The sequence below is a fragment of the Gammaproteobacteria bacterium genome (assembly GCA_009838035.1).
Taxonomy (GTDB): Bacteria; Pseudomonadota; Gammaproteobacteria; order Steroidobacterales; family Foliamicaceae; genus Foliamicus.
Genome location: VXSK01000002.1, coordinates 71,024 through 93,588, shown reverse-complemented (window position 1 = coordinate 93,588; position 22,565 = coordinate 71,024). Strand labels below are relative to the sequence as shown.

The window sequence follows — 22,565 nt, the reverse complement described above, 5'->3', positions numbered from 1 at the left end:
GGGAGACGCATAAATCCATCCATGGAGCTTGGTTCCGCCATCCCTGGCTCACACACTCCCGGACGTCGCATGAGCCAAAGGGAGCTCACCTACCGCGCTTAGGGGCGGCGGTAGATCATCAGCAGGCCGATGCCGCCGGTCAGGGCGCAGGCGCAAATGAGCAGGGTCATCGGCGCCGGGGAGCCGTTCGGCAGCCAGCCCATCAACTGGAACCCCACGCCGCCCGCCATGATCTGCGAAAAGCCGACAATGCTGGAGGCCGCGCCCCGCCTCGTGGGTGCAGCGGACAGCGCGGCGGCCATGCATTGCGGCTGGGATATGCCGTTGGCGAAACTGAGCATCACGGCCGGGCCGACGATGGAGTAGAGGTTAACCACACCATTCATGACAAGTCCCAGCATCAGGCTGCCGCCGATCGCATAGGACAGGATCCCGCAAGCCAACAGCCCGCGACTGGCCAGCACGCCCCAGCCGGAAAATGCGGTACCCAGCAGGTATCCGAGCGTCAGGTAGATGAACACGTAGCCGAAGTGGAACGGCTCATAGCCCAGCATATCTATGACGAGATAGGGAGAGGCGGACAGATAACCGTATACCCCCACCTGAACGGCGATCAGGATCGTCAGGTGGCCGATAAAGCGGGTGGTCAGGAAGGGTGAGTTGCCGGCTGTGCTGCCGCCGTTCCCGTCTGCGACGGACGGCTTGCCTCTTTGGGGCTTGTGGGTTTCCGGCATCCACTTGATCGCCATGAGCAGCAGTAGCGCCGAGCATGCGCCCAGCAGCAATGGAATGCTGCGCCAGCCGACCGCGGTTACGAGGTAGCCGGCGATTACCGGCGCCAGCATCGGGCCCATGACCAGCGCCATGGTCATGAAGCTCACCGCCCGGGCCAGCTTTTCCGGCGGTATCACGTCGGCCGCCACCGCGCGTCCCATCGTGGAACCCGCCGCCACACCGACCGCCTGCACCACCCGTCCCAGGACCAGCATCGCAAGGGAATCCGCCCAGTAACTGATGGCGGAACCGATGCAGAACACCGTTAGTCCCAGCAGGACGACCCGCCTTCGCCCGAAGCGGTCGGAAACCGGCCCATACGCCAGCATTGCGAACGCAAGCGCCGCGGAAAAACCGGATATGACCCACTGCGTGTCCGCGACCGTTGCGGAAAAACTCTCCCGGATACTTGGGAGCGCCGGCACGAAGATCTGCATCGCAAGGGGGCTCAGCGCATGAATCACCGTAACGATGACGATAATCGTTCCGGTGCGCGCTTTATTCATTTCTGACATTAAATAACGGTTATAAGTATCTGTATAATAATCATTATTAATCCTGTTATCGCCCCTGCCAGAAGATCGTCAAGCAGTATCGCGGCGCCTCCGGCGAAGCGCTTCTCCATCAGGCTCACCGGCCAGGGCTTGAGGATATCGAGCAGCCGGAACAGCACGAAGGCCGTTGCGACCCACGCCAGCGACGGACTCAGGAACAACAGCGCCAGGTACATGCCCAGCACTTCGTCGAGGACGACGAAGGACGGATCTTTGCGCCCGGACTCGCGGGCACAGGCGCCGCAGGCCAGCGCGGCCGGAACGGCGGCCAGGATCAGCAACAGCGCCTGCAGTCCCCGGCCCATCGGCAGCGTCAGCCACCAGACCAGCAGGCCTCCGGCCGATCCCCAGGTTCCGGGCGCGACGGGCAGATAGCCCAGGCCGAGGCCGGATCCGGCAAGTCGAACAAGCCGCGCCTTCACGAAAAATGCCGAAAACCGGAGTCGGGTGGCTCCCAGGGCTGTCCGTCGCGCGTCAGTACCAGTCCCTCCCCTTCGTACAGGTTGCCGATGCGGGTGAATTGCAGTTCGTCCGGGAGGGCCTCCAGCCGGGCTTCTTCCTCTTCTGGGACAGCAAAACAGAGTTCGTAATCGTCGCCGCCCGCAAGAGCCAGCCGACGGGAGTCGTCCGGGCCGGCATAGTCCCGCAACGCGCCTGAAATCGGCAGGCTTTCGGTCTCTACGCGCCCTTGTAGTCCGCTCATGCGAAGCAGCCGCGGCAAATCCATCAACAGACCGTCCGACAGGTCCATGCAGGCGGTCGCGATCCCGCTGAGCCGCCTGCCCAGTTCGATCCGAGGTTGTGGATAGCAGAAGCGGCGCACAAGCCTCTCTTCCGAAGAATCGCGGTGGTCCCTTGGGGAGGACACATTTCTTGCCAGGTTTTGCTTCAGGACCTCCAGGCCGGCGGCGGCATCGCCGAGGAAGCCGGACACCCAGATGCCATCGCCGGCGCCGGCGCCGCCGCGGCGCAACACCGCGTCTTCCCGGGCAAAGCCATGCGCGGTGACCGTGATGCTGAGCGGACCCCGAACGAAGTCGCCGCCCACCACCCTCAAGCCATGTTCATCCGCAAGCGCGTAGAGCCCGTCGGCGAAACCGCCCAGCCAATCCTCGTCGGCTACCGGTACCGAAAGCGTAACGACCGCCCATAGCGGGCGGGCGGCCATCGCGGCCAGGTCGCTGAGGCTGACCGCCAGGGCGCGGTAACCGACGGAATGGGCGGGCGTGCCCGCAGGAAAATGCATTCCCTCGTTAAGCGTGTCGATCGTGATCAGCAACTGCTCCCCTGGAGGGCAACGCAGCAGGGCGGCGTCATCGCCCGGTCCGATCAGCACGTCGTCTCCATCCGCCGAATGACGGGCAAACAGGGTCTCGATCAGCCGGTCTTCCCGCTCAGTCGGCATGATCGGCAACCGGATCGCTCCGGGCTTCGGGAGTGGCCCTGGACCAGCGGTCCAGCACTGCGTTGACGAAGCGGTAACCGTGGTCGGCGCCGAACTGCCGCGCCAGTTCGATCGCCTCGTTGATGGCTACTGCACGGCCCGTGCCGCGGCCCTGCATTTCGGCCAGCGCAGTCCAGAGAACCGCGCGTTCGACCGGATCGATTCGTTCGACGGGGATATCGCTGGCGGCCGAGATCTGCCGGTCAAGCTCGTCGCGACGCTCCATTGCGGCGCGCAGGAGGTCGGTGAAAAACTCCGTATCGGCACGACCATAGTCCTCGCGCAGGCGGAACTGAGCCAGAATTTCGTCCGCATCGGAACCGGCAAGCTGCTGCTGGTACAGAGCCTGCACCAGCAGCCGGCGGGCCCGGCGGCGGCGTTCCCAGCGCACCGGCTAGCCCGAATCCGCGGGCAGGATGCGAAGGATTGCGTTGGCGGCCTCGCGCCCCTTGTTGCGCTCCGGACTCCGCACGCCGCAACGGTCTTCGGCCTGGGTCCGGTTCCGGCAGGTCAGCACGCCCAGGGCGACGTGAATGTCCTCCTCAAGGCCTACGCGCATCAGCCCGGCGCAGCACTCGCGCGCGATGTGATCATAGTGGTCGGTTTCACCGCGGATAAGCACGCCGAGAGCAGCCACGGCGTCCGGCGCATGACGGCGTATCAGGCGGCGCACCTCCAGCGGCAGCTCCCAGCAGCCCGGCACTCGCCGCAGCAGGATCCGTTCTTCCGCCACGCCCGCTTCAAGGAAGCGTTCGCGGGCGCCATTCTCCAGAAGTTCGCCGAGATCCTCGTAGTAATCCGCCGTAACGATCAGGATCTTCGGATTCGACGCCCCGGCAGCCACGGTACTAGTCCCCCGCATCGACGAACTTGACGACTTCCAGGCCGAAGCCCGACAGCGCATGAATATTGCGCGGCGCGCCCAGTACGCGCATGCGCGTCACCCCGAGGTCGCGAAGGATCTGCGCGCCGGCGCCGATCGTGCGCAAGTCGGTGACTTCATCGCCGCCGGCCCTGGGCGGGCCATTCAGCGATGACATGGCTGCCATCATGCTTCGCGGCGATTCCTCGTAGCACAACAGCACGGCCACGCCCGTCTCGGACGCATAGATCTGATTCAATGCGGCGTCGAACGGCCAGCCCAGTTCGGCCTGCACCCCTGCCGCATCGCGCAGCGTATTGTGCACGTGAACCCGGACCAGCGGCGCATCGTCCTTGCGGAGATCGCCGTGCACGAGCGCCAGGTGCACCGTGCGGGCAACCTGGTCTTCGTAGGCAATCAGCCGGCAGGGGCCGAAGCGCGTCCGGGCGTTTCGTTCTTCCAGGCGTTCGACAAACTTGTCCTTTTCAAGGCGATAGCGGATAAGGTCGGCGATACTGCCGATCTTCAGGCCCCGTTCTTCTGCGAATTTCTGCAACTGTGGCCGCCTCGCCATGCTGCCGTCCTCGTTGAGGATCTCGACGATCGCCGAGGAGGGCGGCAATCCGGCCAGGCGCGCAAGATCGCATCCCGCCTCGGTGTGGCCCGCGCGGCTGAGCACGCCGCCCGGCTGGGCCATGACCGGAAAAACGTGACCCGGCTGGCGCAGGTCCTCCGGCCGCGCGTCCGGCGCCGCCGCGACACGTATGGTATGGGACCGGTCGTGCGCGGATATTCCGGTGGTAACGCCCTCCGCCGCCTCGATGGAAACCGTGAAATTGGTGCTGCGCTGCACATTGGTGTCCGCCACCATCAGTGGCAGACGCAGTCGGCGGCAGTGCTCGGGCGTGAGGGTGAGGCAGATCAGGCCTCGGCCATGCAGGCTCATGTAGTTGATGTCCGGGGCGGTAACACTGGACGCGGCCATCACCAGGTCGCCCTCGTTCTCGCGGTCCTCGTCGTCGACGATGATGACCATGCGGCCGGCGCCGATGTCGGCGATGATTTCTTCGGTACTGGAAAACATTGTGGGTTCAGCCCTTCAGAAGGTCGCCGGCAATCGTGCGACGTAACGGGCAATGATATCGATTTCCACGTTCAGCCGGCTTCCGACGCGGCAATCGGACAACGTGGTCTCGGTGAGTGTATGGGGCACCAGGTTGACCGAAAACGAGTCCTTCGAAACGTCGTTGACCGTCAGACTCACGCCGTCGAGGGCAATTGATCCCTTGGGTGCGATGAACCTGTTCAATTCCCGGGCAACGGACAGTATCAACTCGACGGAGCGCCCGTCGTCGCGGACCTGAACCACCTCGGCGGAGCCGTCCACGTGGCCCATCACGAAATGCCCGCCCAATGCGTCTCCGGCCGCCAGGGCCGGCTCGAGATTGACGCTTTGCCCGACAGTCCATTCCCCCAGCACCGTGTCGGCAAGCGTTCTCGCCGAAACGTCCATGGCCACGGTGTCCCTTGCGGTTTCCACGATCGTCAGACAGACGCCGCTGACGCAAAGGCTGGCGCCGATTTCCAGCGCCTGGGCCGCGATACCCCGGGTGTCGATACGCAGCCGCCGGTCGCCGCTGTCGAAGGTATCCACTCCGACAACCGTGCCGACGCCCTGAACGATGCCGGTGAACACTTCAGTCCTCCACCGGCGCCAGTATCAGCCGGACGTCGGGCCCTACCCTGCCCGCCTCGATCACCCGAAACGACGGCCGCTGGCTCATGTCCTCCAGCGGCGCCAGCCGGAACAGCCCGGCGGCGCCGTCGCCCAGCAGGACCGGCGCGGTATACAGCACCACCTCGTCGATGAGCTTCCCGGCCAGCAGCGCTCCGCACAGAATGGCGCCGGCCTCCACGTGAATCTCGTTGAATTCCATGTCCGCCAGCAGTCCCATCGCGGCCGGAAGCGAAACCCGCCCGTCACTTCCCTCGGGCAGACGGCGTACGGACGCCCCGGCTTTCGACAGATCCGATGCCCGGTTTCTCGCGGCCTCGTCATCCGCAGCGCAGTGCAACAAATGAATATCGCCGGGACGCTCGAACATGCGTGCGCCCGGCGGCGTTCGAAGTTGCGAGTCCAGGACAATGCGGGCCGGCGGCTTGATCTCGCCAAGGTCATCGCGTCGCGCGTCAAGGCGGGGGTCGTCCGCCAGCAGCGTCCCGATACCTGTGAGCACTGCCGAACTGCGGGCGCGCCAGCCGTGTCCGTCGCGGCGCGCTTCGGAAGAAGTAATCCACTGGCTCACGCGGTTCGCCAGCGCGGTCCGGCCATCGAGGCTGGCGGCCAGCTTTACGCGTACCCACGGCCGGCCGCGTTCCCACCGTGACAGGTAGCCGGGATTCAGTTCGCGGGCCTGCGCTTCCAGCAATCCGCCCTCGACCTCCACACCGGCTTCGCGCAGCCGCTGTACTCCGGCGCCCCGAACGCTCGTGTTCGGGTCCGTTACGGCGAATAGCACGCGAGTCACGCCGGCGGCCGCCAGGGCGTCCGCGCAGGGGCCGGTACGTCCGGTGTGCGAGCACGGCTCGAGGGTTACATAGCAGGTGGCGCCCTTCGCCGCCCCGCCGGCTTCCTTCAGGGCAAGCGTTTCGGCGTGATCTTCGCCTGCGCGGCGATGCCAGCCGCCGCCAACGAACTTGCCGTCCTTTATCAGGACGCAGCCGACGCGGGGGTTGGGGTCGGTAGTGTTCAGTCCCCTTGCGGCAAGCTCCAGGGCCTCCTTCATCCAGCGCCGGTCGATGCGGGGATCGGCGGATTGAGCGGGTTTGGCGCGTTGCGACGACATGAGCGAGACACGGCACTACGAATACACCGGAAATCGCCGGCAGGTCTCCAGCACCCGCTCCCGCACGCGCGCAATCAGGGCTTCATCATCGGGGCTGCCCACCACCGAGGCAATCGAATCCACCAGCATCGCGATCTCCGGTTCGCCGAAACCGCGCGTGGTGCAAGCCGGTGTCCCGAGACGCAGGCCGCTGGTGACCATGGGCGAGCGGGCATCGTTCGGAACGGTGTTCTTGTTGACCGTGATGTTGGCCCGGTCCAGCGCTTCCTCCGCCTGGGCGCCGGTCACTCCCGCCGCGGCCAGGTCCACGAGGAACAGGTGGTTTTCGGTCTTGCCGGAAACAATGCGCAATCCTCGCTCGCTCAAGCCATCGGCGAGGGCCGCGGCGTTGCGCTTGACCTGCCGCTGGTAATCGCGGAATTCCGGCTGCAGAGCTTCCTCGAAGGCCACCGCCTTGGCCGCGATGGCGTGCATGAGCGGGCCGCCCTGGGTGCCTGGAAATACCAGCGAGCGCAGGCGCTTGGTGATTTCCGGGTTATCACGAGCCAGAATCAGCCCGCCGCGAGGCCCGCGGAGGGTCTTGTGCGTGGTGCTGGTGACGACGTCCGCCAATGGTGTCGGATTGGGATATTCATCCACCGCTACCAGCCCCGCCACATGCGCCATGTCCACCATGAGGTAGGCGCCCACTTCATCGGCGACCTCGCGGAAAATCTTCCAGTCGGCGACCCGGGAATAAGCCGAAAACCCCCCAACGATCATGCGCGGCCGGTTCTTGAGCGCCTGATCGCGCAGCTGGTCGTAATCGATCAACTCCGTCTTCGGATCGAGTCCGTAGCTCGACACCTTGAACAGCTTGCCCGAGATGTTCACCGGCGATCCGTGCGTGAGATGACCGCCGTGACTCAGGTCCATGCCGAGAATCCCGTCGCCGGGCTTCAGCAGCGCCAGGTACGCGGCCGTGTTGGCCTGCGTTCCCGAGTGCGGCTGCACGTTCGCGTAGTCCGCCCCGAAAAGCTGCAACGCCCGCTCTATGGCCAGCGACTCTGCCACATCCACATGCTCGCAACCGCCGTAGTAGCGGCGGCCCGGATAGCCCTCGGCGTACTTGTTGGTAAGCACCGAGCCCTGCGCTTCCATCACCCGGCGGCTGGCATAGTTTTCCGAAGCGATGAGCTCGACAAAGTCTTCCTGGCGCCTCACTTCGGACTGCAGGGCGTCGGCAAGCCGCGGATCGAATCGGGCGATTTCGGGGTATTCAGTGGCCATAGGTCTCCGTCGCGTACGTCGTTTTTCGGGAAGTTTCGTCGCAATGAAAAGCGGGGGATTCCATCTAGGGCAAGTGTACCGGCAACGGCGCCGAATCGGGCCGCTATCGGTCTTCCACCAGGCTCCTGACTACCGCGGTCCAGGCGGAAGCCAGGTTTTCGCGCGAGTAGCCGCCCCCGCCCATGGCCAGGATCCGCCCCCGACAGGCGGACCGCGCGAGCGCGCAGAGGCTTTGCGCCGCATGGGCGTGCGCCCCGGCGCTGTAATTCAGCCTGCCCAGCGGGTCTCCCCGCAATCCGTCGGCGCCGCACTGCAGCAGTATGAACTCGGGCACGCATTCGCGAACATGCGCCTCGACTTTTTCGAACGCGGCGAGAAATTGCGAATCGCCGTCTCCCGGCTGCAGGCACAGGTTGATCTTGCTGCCGAGGGCCGGCCCCCTGCCCCGCTCGTTCTCGCTGCCCGTACCGGGATACTGCAAGCGTCCGTCCTCGTGAATGTCCGCGAAGAACAGGAGCGGATCGTCTTCGTAGGCATAGTAGACACCGTCGCCATGATGTACGTCGATATCGACGTAGGCGATGCGCTGCACACCATGGACCGATCGCAGGGTCTCGATGACCACGCCGATGTCGTTGAGCACGCAGAAGCCCGCGGCGTGCTCCCTCCCGGCGTGGTGGAGGCCGCCTATGGGCAGAAAGGCATTGCTGACCCTGCCCTGCATGATCGCATCGGCGGCGTGGAGCGCGGCGCCCACGACGCAGCGGGCGGCATCGAACAACCCGCTTCGGGCCGGCGTGTCGCCCCCGTCCAGGAACCCGCGGTCTTCCTCGCAACGCCGCCTGGCGAACTCAAGGTAGTCCCGGCTGTGGAAGCGTTCCAGTTCTTCCGGGCCGGCGGGCGGCGCCGGCTCGATTCGGATCGCCTCCCCGAAATCGAGTTTCGCCATGGCCTGCTCGAAGGCCCCGTGCCGGTCCAGTCCGAAGGGATGATCGCCGGACCAGCCATAACCGGACAACTGTTCGCCGCCCATGACCAGTGTGGGAAGCATACGATGCGCCTCAGTCGATGGCGGAACGCGCGTTAAGGAACATCTGCATCCACGGACCGTGCTCCCCCCAGCCCGGCGGATGCCAGGAGTGCTGTACGGACCGGAACAGCCGTTCAGGGTGCGGCATCAGGGCGGTCACACGCCCATCCCTGGATGTCAGTCCGGCCAGTCCACCCGGCGACCCGTTGGGATTGGCCGGGTAGGTCTCGGTGGACGCCCCGCGCCCGTCCACGAACCGACAGGCGGCCAGACTTGACTCTTCGCATTCCCTGCGCTGCCGGGGCGTGGCAAATTCGGCCCGTCCTTCTCCATGCGACGTCGCGATCATCAGCAGAGAGCCCTCCATGCCCGCCAGCAACAAGGACGGACTGGGCTCGACCCGGACGATGCTGAGCCGCGCCTCGAACTGCTCGGAACGGTTGCGGGTGAAGCGGGGCCAGTGTTCGCATCCGGGAATCAGTTCCGAAATAAGGCTGAGCATCTGGCAACCGTTGCAAACGCCCAGTGTGAACCGGTCCGGCGTCTCGAAATACCGCGCAAAGACTTCGCGCGCCCGTTCGTTCATCAGGATCGAGCGCGCCCAGCCGCCCCCGGCGCCAAGCACGTCGCCGTAGGAGAACCCGCCGCAGGCCGCCAGGCCCTGGAACCCGCTCAGGTCCTCCGCGCCGCCGAGGATGTCCGACATGTGCACGTCCACGGCGAGAAAACCGGCTTGCGTGAAGGCCGCGGCCATTTCTGCCTGGCCGTTCACGCCCTGCTCCCGCAATATGGCCACCCGCGGTCTGGCGCCGCCGCCGGGCGCCTTGCGGGCACTGCCCGGCACACGCGGAGGGTAAGCGGCCACGACGGTCAACCCGGGATCGTTCTCGTCCAGCACGCTTCGGTACTGCTCATCGGCCGTCTCCGGATTGTCCCGCAGCGACTGCAGTCGGTAACTCAGCTCCGACCAGAGCCGGTGCAATTCCACGCGATCGAATTCCAGGACGCCGTCGCGGTGCCGAATCCGGATTTCACGGGGCCGGGACGATCCTTCCTGCGAGGCCGTGATCTCGCCCAGGTCCTGAAGGCATTTGTCCAGGCCGCTTTCCCGGCACAGGGACCGGACTCTCTCCACCTGGTCCGCATGGACCTGCAGCACGCCACCGGGCTCCTCGGCAAACAGCCGCTCCAGGAGCCCGCTGCCTCCCACCCCGGGCATTTCCAGTCGCATGCCCAGACGGCCGGCGAAGGCCATTTCGCACAATGTAACAAAGAGTCCCCCGTCGGACCGGTCGTGCCACGCCAACGCAATGCCTTCGGCGGCCAGTTCACGCAAGGTCCTGACCAGCGCGGCCAGCAGTCGCGGATCATCCAGGTCGGGGGGCTCGCCACCGGTCCGGCCGTATGCCTGGGCCAGGCAGCTCCCGCCCAGGCGGTTGCGGCCCCGCGACAGGTCGAACAGAAGCAGACGGGTCCCGGAAACGTCCGCGGGTTCCGGTGTCAGCGTGCGTCGCACGTCCCCAACCGGGGCAAACGCGGTCACCACCAGCGAGACTGGCGCGGTAACTACGTGCTCCCGGCCGTCAGCGTTGTTCCAGGACGTCCGCATCGAAAGCGAATCCTTGCCGACCGGCGCGGCAACCTTCAGTTCCCGGCAACAGGCCGAAAGCGCTTCGACGGCCGTGCGCAGTGCCGCCGCCTGGCCCGGCTCGGCCGGCGCCGCCATCCAGTTGGCCGAAATGCGAACGCGGGATACCTGTCCGACGTCGGCGGCTGCGACGTTCGTCAATGCTTCGGCCAGGGCAAGACGACTGGCCGCGGCCGGATCGATGACCGCCACGGGCGTGCGTTCGCCGACCGCCATCGCTTCCCCGGCGTGGCCGTAGAAATCCCGAGCCGTCACGGCCACGTCGCTGACCGGAACCTGCCAGGGTCCGATCAGTTGATCGCGCGCGACCAGCCCTCCGACGGTTCGATCGCCGATGTGAATCAGGAAGGACTTGTCGGCTACCGCGGGCATCGACAGAACGCGACCAACGGCTTCTCCAGGTTCAATGCCGTGCAGTCCCAGGACGCCCGTCCGAGGCCGGCGGCCGGACACGCGCATTGTCACGGCCGAAGCGCCGCCGAAGAGCAGGTCCAGCGGCATGTCCACGGGCGGCGGCCCGGAATCGCGCAGCAGCCTTATGCGGCCGTCGTTGTCCATCCTGCCGAGCAGCGACCAGGGACAGCGTTCACGCAGGCACACGGCCTCGAATTCCTTCAGCCTCGCCTCGTCCACCGCCAGCATGTAACGCTCCTGCGCTTCGTTGCACCAGGTCTCCAGCGGCGACATTCCCGGGTCGGCGCTGGGAATGGCGTCATAGGCGAGGTCCGCACCCCTTTCGCTGTCGTGCAGCAACTCCGGGATCGCGTTGCACAGCCCACCGGCGCCTACGTCGTGGATGCCGAGGATCGGGTTCCCGCCGTCTCCGGCCAGGCCCAGTTCGCAGCAGCGGTCGATAACCTCCTGCGCGCGTCTCTGCATCTCGGCGTTGCCGCGCTGCACCGAGGCGTAGTCGAGTTCTTCGTGGTCGGCGCCGCTGCCCCTGGATGACGCGGAACCACCTCCCACGCCGATCCGCATGGCCGGTCCTCCCAGCACCACCACCAGCGTGCCCGGCGGCGACTTGAGCTTGTGTACGTCCGGATCCCGAACGGCGCTGACGCCGCCGGCGATCATGATCGGCTTGTGATAACCCCAGTGGCGCGCGCCCCCCTGTTCGAAGCAACGGAAGTATCCGGACACTGCGGGGCGGCCGAACTCGTTATTGAAGGATGCCGCACCGATGGGCGCCTCCAGCATGATCTGCAGAGGCGAGGCAAGGCGTTCGGGGCGCTCAAGTTTGTTCTCCCAGGGCCGGTCGGCGCCGGGAACCCTGAGATCGGAAACCGTGAACCCGGTAATTCCGGCCTTGGGCCGGGCGCCGCGGCCGGTGGCGGCGCCATCCCGGATTTCGCCGCCGGACCCCGTTGCGGCGCCGGGGAAGGGTGAGATGGCCGTGGGGTGGTTGTGCGTTTCGACCTTGATGCAGGTATGCGCGGGCTCCTCCACCACGGTGTATTCGTGCCCGGGACCGCTCACGTAGAGCCGGCTGGCCGGTCCGCCCGAAATGACCGCGGCGTTGTCGACGTAGGCCGAAAGTAATCCCTCCGGGCTGCATACCGAAGTCTGTCGGATAAGGTCGAAGAGCGAATGTTCGAGCCGTTGCTCTCCGTCCCACCAGTCGGCATTGAAAATCTTGTGCCGGCAGTGCTCGGAGTTGACCTGCGCGAACATCATCAGTTCGGTGTCGGTCGGGTCGCGTCCCAGCTTCCCGAAACCCGCTTCCAGGTACGCAATCTCTTCCGGCGACAAGGCCAGGGCCATTTGCCGGTTGGCCCGCTCCAGCGCCTTGCGGCCTTCCGACAGCAGCGGCACGGCTTCCTGCACCCGGGGAGTCTCCGGCGCAAACAGCTCCTTCAGCGGAACGCCCTCCGGCACCAGGTCCTGGGTCATGCGGTCGAACAGTTCGGCCCTGGAAGCCCGTCCCAGGGGTCCCGGGGCGGCGATCTGGTAACGCACGGCGCGTTCAATTCGATACGTGTTCGGAAAGCCGCACAGGCGTGCGATCTCGCTGGCCTTGGTGGACCATGGCGAGATGCTGCCGCGCCGGGGCAGCACCAGGAGCACCTCCCCGGCGCCGTCGAATTCCGGCTGCGGCCAGTCCGGTCCGTAGTTCAGCAGATCGCGCAGGCGATCGAGCTCGGCGCCTTCGGGCTGCGGATCGATGCTGACAAGGTGAAGAAAACTGGCGCCTACTTCCCGGACGCGCGGGTCCAGGGCCTGCAGACGGCCGAGAAGTTGCTTGCGTCGGAACGGGGAGAGTGCGCCGGATCCTGGAAGCGCCAGCATCCCCTATGGCCTGCCAGTGTGCCTAATCGGAACCAGCCCCGCCAGGGGCATATACGGGCGCCGGAAACTGGGTCACGTTGCCCTCTTCGGCGGACGAAATCTTGCTCACCCCGCGCTTCTCCACTTCGTCGATGCGCAAAACGCAATGCATGGGAATATAGGTGCGGCGCACTCCGGAGAATTCGGATTTGATCTTCTCCTCGCCCGGGTCCACGACCAGCGACGTCCGCTTCCCGAACTCCAGTCCGTCCACTTCGACAAACCCGAACATGCCGCCCTGGGAAACCCCGCGCGCGTACATTTCATAGACCTTGCCCTGGTTCAGGAAACTGATGCGATAAAGGGGCTTGGCCGCCATGATCGGAGGCAATTATACCGGTTCGAACCCTGGCGATTGAAGATGGTAATTCAAGACGAATAATAATGATTCTCATTTATGTTAGACTCGCAACACGCTCTGTCCCGCAAGCAAATCACTTTGGCGAGAGAAATCGGTCTTGACGAATTGCCCAACGGCTGCGGCAGTGTAATCCGCACCGTCCAGGGCGAAGGACGGGTTTCCCGCGAGCTCCTGACGCTGGGGCTGGTGCCGGGAGTTCGCGTACGGGTTCTTCGCCGCGGCATAGGCGGCGATCCCCTGGAAATCGTCGCCGGCGGCCATCCTGTCTGCCTGCGGCGGGATCAGTCCCGCATGATCCGCGTCTTGGCCGCCACAGACGAATCCTGAGTTCCGCCATGCCCCGCCGCCCGCTGATCGCGGTCCTGGGTTGCCCCAATACCGGCAAGAGCACCGTTTTCAACCGCCTGACCGGTCTCAGGCAACGGACCGGAAACTACCCCGGCGTAACCGTCGAGAAGATCACGGGTATCGCGCGCCTCGAAAAGCGCGACGTGGAACTGGTCGATTTGCCAGGCACCTACTCTCTTGCCGCGGACGGACCGGAATCCGGAATCACGCTGGATGTAGTGCTTGGAATGGCCGAGGGAATCCCGCGGCCGGATGCCCTTCTGCTGGTGGCCGACGCCACCAATCTGCGTAGGAGCCTGTATCTCTTTTCCCAGGCCCGGGAACTCGGACTGCCGGTAGCGCTCGCGCTGAACATGCAGGACGTGGCCGAGCGCCAGGGGGAAATGCTGGACCCGGCGGCGCTCGCGCGACAGCTTGCCGCCCCGGTCGCGCCAATCACGGCCAACCGTGGAAAGGGAATCCGGGGACTTCGTTCGATCCTTGAACGCCTGATTGCCGGAACGCACTCCACGGCAGTTCCCGTCATGCCCGAGGTGCGGGAGGCGGCGGAGCAATTGCGGACAGAACTGGCTACGCCGGCGCCTGAAGCTCCGTGCCTGGAACGCGCGATCATCGACACCGGGGGCGAGTTCGAACGGCGCCTGATCCTGGCAGGCGGGAACCAATCCGGGCGCCTGCTCGAAACCGCCCGCCGCCGGCTGCGCACGCAAATCGGCGAAGCAAGCTTGCAAAGCTGCGAAGCGCGCCGCCGCTACCGCGAGGTGGACCAGTGGCTGGCACAGGCCGGAGCGACCAGTTCCCAAGCGGGTTTGGCTCCGACCGGCTTGGTGGAGCGCGCGGTCAGTCATCCCGTTTCCGGGCCCATCGTGTTTCTTGTGGTGATGAGCGCGGTATTTCAGGCCGTATTCGCATGGGCTACGCCGCTGATGGACGCTATAAGCGATTTCTTCGAAAGGGTGGGCGCCCTGGCCCTCGCGACACTGCCGGCAGGCGCCCTCTCCAGCCTGCTGATCGACGGCTTGTGGTCCGGCGTGGGTGCGGTAGTCGTCTTCGTTCCGCAGATCGTGTTCCTGTTTGCCCTGGTTCTTTTCCTCGAAGACTGCGGCTACATGGCGCGGGCTTCGTTTCTGATGGACCGGCTGCTGAGAATCTGCGGGCTGTCGGGACAATCGTTCATCCCGCTTCTCTCCGGCTTCGCCTGCGCGGTGCCCGCCATCATGGCCACGCGGGTGGTTGGAGATCGCCGGGCACGGCTCGCGACCATCGTGGCGATTCCCCTGATGACCTGTTCGGCCCGCCTGCCAGTCTATGCGCTGCTCATATCCGGCTTCGTGCCGCCCGCCTACTATCTGAACGGATGGATCAATCGCCACGGCCTGATCCTGCTGGGTCTGTACCTGCTGGGAATTGTCGGCGGAGCCGTAAGCGCGTTTCTTACGCGGCGCATTGCATTGCGTGGCGCGGGCGCTTCGTTTTTCATGGAAATGCCGCCGTTCCGGTGGCCGAACGCACGGGTTCTCGCACTCAAGCTGACGGCAAAGGTGCGGGTGTTCCTCACCCGGGCGGGAACCGTTATTGCGGCGGCCTGCGTAATGATCTGGGCGCTCGGATACTTCCCGCGTTCGGACCTTATTGCGAACGACTTCGCAGACCGGCGCGCCGAAGTTTCCGAGTTGGCGCAAGAGCCGGCTGAGCTGCAAGCCCGGCTTCGCCGTCTAGACGCGGAAGAGCGCGCGGCCCAACTGGAATACAGCCTCCTGGGCCGCATGGGCAAGACCATTGAACCGGTCTTCAGGCCGCTGGGATGGGACTGGCGGGTATCGGCCTCCGTGGTGGCGGGATTTCCGGCGCGCGAGGTCGTGATCGGCGTGATGGGAACCGTCTATGCGCTCGGCTCCGAGGCCGAAGGCAGCGTCGGCCTGAGGGAGCGATTGCGGGCGTCGCGATGGCCGGACGGACGCCCCGTGTTTACCCTGGCCATGGCACTGGGGCTCTTGGTCTTCTACGCCTTTGCCCTGCAATGCGTTTCGACTGTCGCGGTCATAGGCAGGGAAACGAACAGCTGGCGATGGGCGGCGGGAGCCTGGATTTACATGTCCGGCTTTGCCTGGTTGGCCGGCATGCTTACCTACCGGTTGGCGGCGTGAGCGTGGGCCTGCAGGAAGCGCTGGCGCTGTTGATCGTGGCGCTGATAGCAGGCGCCTTCATATTCCGGAGGATACGCGCCCGGCGGCGCAGAAAAAATTCCAGGGAAGCCAGCGTCTCGCCGGACGAGATCGGCCGACGGCGCTAGCTAACCGCCGGGGCTGTATCGCAGGATCAGCTTCAGGCGCCGGCCCTTGGGGTTATGGGTCATGCCGTCGTAGGCGTGCTCCACATTGGCGAAGGGTGGATCCTCGTCGGTGAGATTCAAGGCCGAAAGCGTCAGGTTCAAGCCGTAGCGCGGCAGGCGCCACTGGAAACTCAGGTCCAGGGTCGTGAAACCGTCCACCGTGAAACTCTCCACCGGCACGCCGCCGTAGCCGTCGTGAGCCCCGTCGTCCTTGTAGGAAGACACGTGGTTCAGGTACGCGGAAAGGCTGTAGTCGTTCCAGTGGTAGGCGGCGTACGCCTGGCCCTTCCAGTCGGGAATGGGCACCGTCAGCGGATTGCCGAAGTTCAGCTTGCCCGCTGCCGCGACGAAGTCCTGGATCAGGAACTCGTCCAGGTACAGCGCACGAATGTCGTAATCCAGCGTATAGGTTCCGTTAAGTCCGGCATCCAGCACTCCGGGGCCGACATCGAAGGAGCCGCGTGCCTCCCAGTCGATGCCCGAAGTCTTGACGCCGGGCCAGTTGACCAGTGGCACCTCCACGCGCGTTATGGACCTGGAGCCGCAGGGTTGCGACAGCGTGTCCGCCCGGCCGTCGGCGCAGTAGATGTAGTGCAGCACCTGGTGGGCGGTGGCCGGGTCCGCGTACAGCTCGTCGATCGTGTCGTGCGGCAGGCTGCCGATGACGTCCTTGAAGTCGTAGTTCCAGTAATCCAGGGTCATCTCGATGCCGGAGTCGAGCAAGAATATGAACCCCAGGTTCCAGGTAAACGCGCTCTCGGGCTCCAGAGAAGGGTCGCCGTAGATGTCCACCGGGATCCAGGCGCCGACCTGACTGATGTAATTGGTAACGGTAAGAGGCACTTCCTGGAGGAGGTCGTCAACCGAGGGCGTCCGGAACGTGGTCTGGACCGAGCCCCGCAACATCACCGTGTCGCTCAGTCGCCAGCGCACCGCAAGCTTCGGGTCGATGCTGTCGGCCTCGTCGTACTTCTCGTAGTTCGCCGCGACCTGGACGTCCAGTTGGTCGCTGAAGTTGACCGCGAATTCGGCGAAGACTCGATGCACGGTCTGGTCTTCGTCGTACGGGTTGTAGGCGTTGATGAAGGTGAACGGCCCGAAATTGCTGGTCAGGCAGCTCCTGTCACCCAGCGCCGCGCAGGGATTGATGCTCAGGTTCCCGTGCGGATTGGGATTGCCCTGCGCGTTGAATCGCCGGAACTGATAGCCCGTGGCGTATCCCAGCACATCGCTCAGCCAGTTACCGCTGACGGTCGCATCGGCAACCAGCATCGTGGTCTCGCTCTCCAGATCGGAAACGCTGTTCATCCATGCGAACAGTTCGGGGGAGTTTGCCTGGGCGGGATCGTAGTGCGGGTTGGGCGTGTCGTAGAACGGCGCTCCCGGCAAGGCGGAATACTGACTCGCACTGCTGAACGGGTTGTAATACTGGCAGCCGCCCGTGCCCGGCGCCTCGGCCGTGTCTGCCACCCGCATTCCGGGCCCCAGCGTCGTGTCGGGAACGACCCCGACGCCGCAGTCCGGGCCGCCGTAGCCGCGAAACGCCAGAAACAGGCGCTCGGTGAGAATGGCGGGTATCGAGACATTTCCCCTGCTGCCGGACCAGGAAAGGCCCAGGTCGTAGAAAGTTTCGCGGCCGCCAAGGCCGGCGAACGATCCCTCCAGGCTTCCGGCCACCCGCCAGGTGCTCGTATCGCGCCGGTCCGTTCGCGCCGGATCGCCGTTGCCGAAGGGCCGGCCCCGCCAGTACCAGTTTTCGCTGCCCAGGCACTCGGCGCGAAAGTCGCGGCTGAATTCCTCGTTGGCACAGAAGGCCACCCGGTTGGGATGGTCGGGAGCGATTTGCATGACGCCGCGATGCAACAGGGGAAACGGGGGATGGGAGGGCTGCGTCTGCCACTTCGGCATGACCGCGTCCGCCCACAACGCTTCGAGGTGGTAGTTGGCACCTGTCCCCACGGGACCGTTCAGTTCAGCAAATACTCGCGTGAGCGTCATTTCCTCGATCAGGTTGTCGAATGGCTGGTAATTGAAAATGCAGTAGTAGGGATCGACCGCCGGGTTTTCCGGGTAACCGTTCAATTCGTTGCACATGGGATCGGTCCTGCCGCTCCACTGGACCGCCTTGAGCGTGTCGATGACCTGTTCCCTGGGCGTGGTCGCGGTGTCGATGCCTTCAGGAAACCAGAAATAACCGGGATTGCCGACACTGGACCAGCCGGCCCTCCAGGGATCCACCAGTGGACGCAGCGCCCAGTCGCGGTCCTCCGCTTCCAGCTCGCCCCGCCGCTCATGTTCGACGGAAATTACGAGGTTGGCTTCGCCCACCGCGGCGCCCCAGATCACTCCCGCCATCTGGTCGCTGGCGCTCTCGTAGCTGTCGTGGGAAGCAATGACTTCCAGCCCCACGAAGTCGCCGCGGGTAACGAAATTGGCGATGCCGCCCACCGCGTCCGAGCCATAGATGGCGCTGGCGCCCTCCTTCAGCACTTCGATACGCCCGATGGCGATGGCCGGGAGAACGCCCAGGTCCACGAACCGCCCGCCGATCAGCCGCGCGGGCAGATAGGTCTGCCGGCGCCCGTTGAACAGGACCAGCGACCGCGATGCGCCCAGGCCCCGCAGGTTGACGTTGGAAACGCTTTCCAGGACCGCTGCCGGCAAACTGGTGTTGTACCAGCCCGAGCGCTCCCCCACGACGCCGTTGCTGGCGCCCAGGTGCTTGAACAGGTCCACCATCAGCGGGGCGCCCTGCTGCTCCAGGGCTTCGCGGTCAACCACGCTTACCGCGTGCGGCGCGTCGATCGGCGTGCCACGGATCGCGGTGCCGACCACCACGATCTCGTCGATCGCTCCGGATGCTTCGTCGGTTTCCTGAGCCACTGCCGACAGTTGCGTGCCCAGTGAATGCAAAACGGCTGTCGCGGTAAATCCCGCTGTTCGGATCCAACAATTCATGTTCCCCCACAGTCCCGGACAGTGTCGAGTTTCGTTCAAAGTCTAATGCACGTATGATGAGCGCCGCCGGCAGATAAGCCGGGAAATGCCGTACCTTTTCCAGCAAGTCAGCACGTAAGTTTCCATATGAATCGAATACGGGCGCCATTGGCGCAAGTCCTGTGCCTGTGCGGCATGCTCCTCTTCTGGGGCTGCGAGTCGCCGCGCGAGGCGCCGGAAGAGGCGCAAACGCCGCAAACTGCTCCGCGGAGTGAGGAGAACGTTGTAATGACCGAATCAGGACAAGACTTTCTGGGGCGCAACGGCGCCCGCGAAGAAGTAATCACGACCGACTCCGGCCTCCAATACGAAGTGCTGGTTTCCGGTGACGGAGCGAGTCCCGCTCCCGCCGACCTGGTGACGGTGCATTACACCGGCACGCTGATTGACGGGACCGTCTTCGACAGTTCCGTGCAGCGCGGGCAGCCGGCGGAATTCCCGGCCAACCGCCTGATCGCGGGCTGGGTGGAAGCCCTGCAGCTCATGCGGGTCGGCGACAAGTGGATGCTCTACATCCCGCCGGAGCTTGCTTACGGCGACCGCGGGGCGGGACCGCTCATCGGTCCCGGCGCGACCCTGATTTTCGAAATCGAACTCCTGGGGGTTCGTTCGGCGGGTTAGGCCTCCGCGCGGACGGCAGCGCCGCCGTCAGGCTGCCGACTCGGACCAGCGCATCCAGCCGGTTCCTTGGTGGCCGAAATCAAAGGCTCCGGGGTGCAGGAGTTCCGCCAGGATTTCCGCCGACTCGACCAGCCGCGGCCCCGGACGATTGAAATACTGGTTCCCGTCGGTCACGAACACCCGCCCGTTTCGCACCGCTGAAAGCCGTGACCATCCGGAACGGCCGGTAAGTGCCGGCATCTCCTTCAGCGATTGCTCGATATCGAAGCCGCAGGGCATTACGGCCAGGACGTCGGGATCGCTGGAAGCCAGTTCGTCGAAGTCGAAGTAACCGGAATGCCGGCCGGCCTCGCCCTTCATGATCCGGCCGCCCGCGATTTCCACCAGAGCAGGCACCCAGTTGGCGGCGAACATGAGCGGGTCGATCCACTCGATACAGGCAATGCTTGGCTGCTCCGCACGCCGCTTTGCCCGCGTGGCGACGTCGCCAAGCCTCGCCGTCAGTCTGTCCACGAGCTGTTCGCCGCTCCCGTCGTCTTCGAGCGCCCCGGCCACCCGGCGGATGTCCTCCCAGACGTCATCCAGGTCCATCGGCTCCAGCGACACGACCTCCGGCCTGGAGGAAACCAGTTCGCCCACCGCCTGCTGCACGTCGGCCAGGCTGACGGCGCAGACCTCGCACTGCGACTGCGTGATGATCAGGTCGGGCGCCAGACGGTCCAGGAGTTCGGCGTCCACCCGGTAGACCGACAGCGCCTGGTCCACCAGCGCCTTGACCTGCGCGTCGATTTGCCGGCTTGACGCCTGTGCGTCTATCTTCGATGCGGAGCAGACCGGAACGCCGGCAATGGCCGGCGGATAATCGCACTCATGAGAGCGGCCGACCAGCTGCTTCTCGAACCCAAGCGCGGCCACGATCTCCGTGGCGCTGGCGATAAGCGAAACGATCCGTTGTTCGCCCATCGAATCTCTTGCTTATGCGATGCGGACGGCCGCGGCCGGTGCGGGACTGCGCAAGGCCAGCCTGCTGAAAAGCAGCGGCAGGAATACCCCCATGCTGATCAGGGTGTTGCGGAAGAACGGAATCGCCATCACGTAACACTCCACCAGTCCGGCCCAGGTCTTCGGGTAGGTCGCGCCCAGCGCCCAGGTGCCGAAATTCGAGACGACGAAGAAAACGACGGCCGAACCCAGCCCGGCCACGGCGATCCTCCCCAAGGAACGCTGCGAGCGGGCGATGAAACCGCAACTGACGACCAGGATTACGGAGAGATACGTTACCGGCTGATCGGCGTAAAAGGCCCAGTCGGCCCGGCCCGAAATCGCCCATATGCCCAGGTCGCCCGCCAGGTAGATCGCCAGGGGCGCCAGGTAGGCGACGGTGCGCTTCGCGAAACAGGCGGCGCCGAATATGCAAAGCGGCAGTATGGGCGAGAAATTCCAGGGGTAAACGGTGTTTTCCGGATCGATGGGAACACCGAGCGTATTCAGCAGATACGGCATCAGCCGAAAGCCCACCGCTATAACCACGAGCAAGGCCAACGTGACAGGTCGAGGTCGCAACATCAAACTCTTCTCCCAGGACGCGCCTGTTCGCGCAATTCTAGCAGCCCGATGGTTGTCAACGCGCCCCCGGAGCATCGACCCCGCGTGGCGCCGGATCAGGCCGAATACGCGTAGTATTCGATCCCTTCGTCCTGAAAATCCTGTCCGGTCTTCGTTCCGATGCTCTCCACGCGGAAACCCGGCGGTTTCGGCAGATCATCCACCGCAAGCCCGGCGTGCAGCGCCTCGTATTGACTGCGGTCAAGGTCGTAGGCCGGCTCCAGGGCCTTGTTGAAATGAATACGCCCCGCTGCTTCCCGCCAGCCCTCGCATACGCGCATGGGCAGCGCTTCGGCGGCATCTCCGCTGCCGTAACCGATCAGCAGGATCTCATCGCCCGCCCAGTTCTCTCCGGCCCGGGCGGCCTCCTCGAGTCCGGCCGCCAGCCAGGCGAACAGCGCGCCCGAATAAATGTTCCCCAGTTGCATCATGCTGTCGTCGCCCCAGCGGAGGGGATGCAACACCAGTTCCTCGAATTCCGGCATCGCGCGCAGCCCTTTCATGAGTTCGTTCGTCCTCGTAAACGGGTTCCAGGCGCCGGGTCCGTCCGCATCGTGTTCCGGCAAGTCGTGCCGCCCGCGCATTTCACCGAGAGCTTCGTCGAGCGCGCTTCCGGATTCAGGGCAAAGCCGTTGCAGAAGGCCGGAACGGTTGCCATGACTGAGCGCCTCCGCGCACAAGCGCACCAGCGCAAAGGCGCTTTGCGGCATGCGCCGGTAAGGACGGTGAAAGAACACGGCGCGCAGTTGCTGCAGCCACTCCGCCGGCGACACCCGCCGGCGCTGGTACAGGTGCGACAGCGCGTTGCGTACCTGGTCCAGATAACAGTACGTCGAGAATCGGCCGTTGAAAACAGGGTAGTGAAGGTTGGAGCGGGGCCGCCGGTCCGCGTCCATGAGAGGCTTGCGGAAATCGGAGATCCGGTAGTCCGAAGCGCGTCCCGCGTGCCCCAGCTCCAGGCTGGCCAGGGCCGGATTGCGTTCCACCAGCAGCGCCACGGCGCCGGCGCCCTGAGTGGGCTCGCCGGAGCTGCCCCGCGCGTAGAGGGCCAGATCAGAACAGATGACGATCGCCGCGGAATCCTCGAGCAGACAGTGACGCACGGCGTTCTTGAGCGCGTAGACGCCGCCCAGGCAGGCGTGCTTGATTTCCGGAACTTCGCAATGCTGCGAAAGGCGCGGCAATCCATGGTCGTCCAGTGCCTGGTCGAGCATGCCCTTGATGATGATGGACCCTGCGGAGTTGTCGTTGCTGGATTCGGTCCCCAGCGCCAGCAGCCCGATGCGGGCCGGATCCACATCATTCTGGCGAAGCAGCTTCAGCGCCGCATTAGCGGCCATCGTGTAGACGCTTTGCGCGGGACCTGGAACCCGAAAGGCATGGCCGACCACGGCGGAAATCTTGTCCCAGGAGGCGCCCGTCCATCCGCACCAGTCCTCAAGGCTGACCCGGTACGGCGGCAGGTCCATCGCCATGCCGCTGATGCCGGCGGTGATCCCTGCGTCTTGCGGCGCCCTGCGGGCCGGAGGGGTTCGCTGAAGTGCCATGA

The 22,565-nt window shown here is 65.1% G+C and carries 19 protein-coding genes; 3 read left to right on the top strand and 16 right to left on the bottom strand.

Features of this window, described 5'->3' with window-relative positions; translation table 11 throughout:
- Window positions 1-98 precede the first annotated feature (98 nt).
- The 12 genes from F4Y72_00485 to F4Y72_00430 form a co-directional block, all read right to left on the bottom strand.
- Entirely contained in the window at window positions 99-1,289 is a 1,191-nt protein-coding gene (locus tag F4Y72_00485; protein ID MXZ26763.1) for a multidrug effflux MFS transporter, read from the bottom strand.
- Complete coding sequence (locus F4Y72_00480; protein MXZ26762.1) at window positions 1,289-1,849, bottom strand: phosphatidylglycerophosphatase A; 561 nt, start codon at window positions 1,847-1,849, stop codon at window positions 1,289-1,291. The genes F4Y72_00485 and F4Y72_00480 overlap by 1 nt, the downstream gene beginning before the upstream one ends.
- Complete coding sequence (thiL, locus tag F4Y72_00475; protein ID MXZ26761.1) at window positions 1,747-2,733, bottom strand: thiamine-phosphate kinase; 987 nt, start codon at window positions 2,731-2,733, stop codon at window positions 1,747-1,749. Before thiL ends, F4Y72_00480 begins: the two co-directional genes overlap by 103 nt.
- Entirely contained in the window at window positions 2,723-3,163 is a 441-nt protein-coding gene (gene nusB, locus F4Y72_00470; GenBank protein MXZ26760.1) for a transcription antitermination factor NusB, read from the bottom strand. The genes thiL and nusB overlap by 11 nt, the downstream gene beginning before the upstream one ends.
- A 3-nt stretch (window positions 3,164-3,166) precedes the next feature.
- Window positions 3,167-3,676, bottom strand: a complete 510-nt coding sequence (gene ribH, locus F4Y72_00465) for a 6,7-dimethyl-8-ribityllumazine synthase (GenBank protein ID MXZ26759.1) — start codon at window positions 3,674-3,676, stop codon at window positions 3,167-3,169.
- On the bottom strand, window positions 3,621-4,718 hold the full coding sequence (ribB, locus tag F4Y72_00460; protein MXZ26758.1) for a 3,4-dihydroxy-2-butanone-4-phosphate synthase: 1,098 nt from the start codon (window positions 4,716-4,718) through the stop codon (window positions 3,621-3,623). The genes ribH and ribB overlap by 56 nt, the downstream gene beginning before the upstream one ends.
- A gap of 15 nt (window positions 4,719-4,733) precedes the next feature.
- A complete protein-coding gene (locus F4Y72_00455) occupies window positions 4,734-5,330 on the bottom strand; it encodes a riboflavin synthase (GenBank protein MXZ26757.1) in 597 nt (198 codons plus the stop codon).
- Between the two features lies 1 nt (window position 5,331).
- Window positions 5,332-6,480, bottom strand: coding sequence for a bifunctional diaminohydroxyphosphoribosylaminopyrimidine deaminase/5-amino-6-(5-phosphoribosylamino)uracil reductase RibD (ribD, locus tag F4Y72_00450; GenBank protein ID MXZ26756.1), 1,149 nt, complete (start codon window positions 6,478-6,480; stop codon window positions 5,332-5,334).
- A gap of 15 nt (window positions 6,481-6,495) precedes the next feature.
- Window positions 6,496-7,749 (bottom strand): serine hydroxymethyltransferase, encoded by a 1,254-nt coding sequence (locus F4Y72_00445; protein MXZ26755.1) that lies wholly within the window; start codon window positions 7,747-7,749, stop codon window positions 6,496-6,498.
- 103 nt (window positions 7,750-7,852) lie between these two features.
- Window positions 7,853-8,800 (bottom strand): acetoin utilization protein AcuC, encoded by a 948-nt coding sequence (locus F4Y72_00440; protein MXZ26754.1) that lies wholly within the window; start codon window positions 8,798-8,800, stop codon window positions 7,853-7,855.
- 10 nt (window positions 8,801-8,810) lie between these two features.
- Window positions 8,811-12,713 carry a phosphoribosylformylglycinamidine synthase gene (purL, locus tag F4Y72_00435; GenBank protein ID MXZ26753.1) on the bottom strand — a complete coding sequence of 1,301 codons (3,903 nt, stop codon included), beginning with the start codon at window positions 12,711-12,713 and terminating at the stop codon, window positions 8,811-8,813.
- 22 nt (window positions 12,714-12,735) lie between these two features.
- Window positions 12,736-13,071, bottom strand: coding sequence for a DUF1820 family protein (locus tag F4Y72_00430; protein MXZ26752.1), 336 nt, complete (start codon window positions 13,069-13,071; stop codon window positions 12,736-12,738).
- A gap of 78 nt (window positions 13,072-13,149) precedes the next feature.
- On the opposite strand from F4Y72_00430, the gene F4Y72_00425 reads away from it, so the two are divergent.
- A complete protein-coding gene (locus F4Y72_00425; GenBank protein ID MXZ26751.1) occupies window positions 13,150-13,440 on the top strand; it encodes a ferrous iron transport protein A in 291 nt (96 codons plus the stop codon).
- Window positions 13,441-13,448: 8 nt separating this feature from the next.
- Entirely contained in the window at window positions 13,449-15,608 is a 2,160-nt protein-coding gene (feoB, locus tag F4Y72_00420) for a ferrous iron transport protein B (protein MXZ26750.1), read from the top strand.
- Window positions 15,609-15,754: 146 nt separating this feature from the next.
- Here the strand turns inward: feoB and F4Y72_00415 are convergent, their stop codons facing one another.
- Window positions 15,755-18,751 (bottom strand): TonB-dependent receptor plug domain-containing protein, encoded by a 2,997-nt coding sequence (locus F4Y72_00415; protein MXZ26749.1) that lies wholly within the window; start codon window positions 18,749-18,751, stop codon window positions 15,755-15,757.
- A gap of 126 nt (window positions 18,752-18,877) precedes the next feature.
- On the opposite strand from F4Y72_00415, the gene F4Y72_00410 reads away from it, so the two are divergent.
- Window positions 18,878-19,411, top strand: a complete 534-nt coding sequence (locus tag F4Y72_00410) for an FKBP-type peptidyl-prolyl cis-trans isomerase (GenBank protein MXZ26748.1) — start codon at window positions 18,878-18,880, stop codon at window positions 19,409-19,411.
- A 27-nt stretch (window positions 19,412-19,438) separates the two neighbouring features.
- On the opposite strand, the gene F4Y72_00405 is transcribed toward F4Y72_00410, so the two are convergent.
- From F4Y72_00405 to F4Y72_00395, 3 genes are all read right to left on the bottom strand, one after another.
- On the bottom strand, window positions 19,439-20,374 hold the full coding sequence (locus tag F4Y72_00405) for a cobalamin-binding protein (protein ID MXZ26747.1): 936 nt from the start codon (window positions 20,372-20,374) through the stop codon (window positions 19,439-19,441).
- Between the two features lie 12 nt (window positions 20,375-20,386).
- Window positions 20,387-20,977, bottom strand: coding sequence for a hypothetical protein (locus tag F4Y72_00400; GenBank protein MXZ26746.1), 591 nt, complete (start codon window positions 20,975-20,977; stop codon window positions 20,387-20,389).
- Window positions 20,978-21,072: 95 nt separating this feature from the next.
- The gene (locus tag F4Y72_00395; GenBank protein MXZ26745.1) at window positions 21,073-22,563 is read right to left on the bottom strand and encodes a hydroxymethylglutaryl-CoA synthase; all 1,491 of its coding nucleotides are present in this window, start codon (window positions 22,561-22,563) and stop codon (window positions 21,073-21,075) included.
- Window positions 22,564-22,565: the final 2 nt, after the last annotated feature.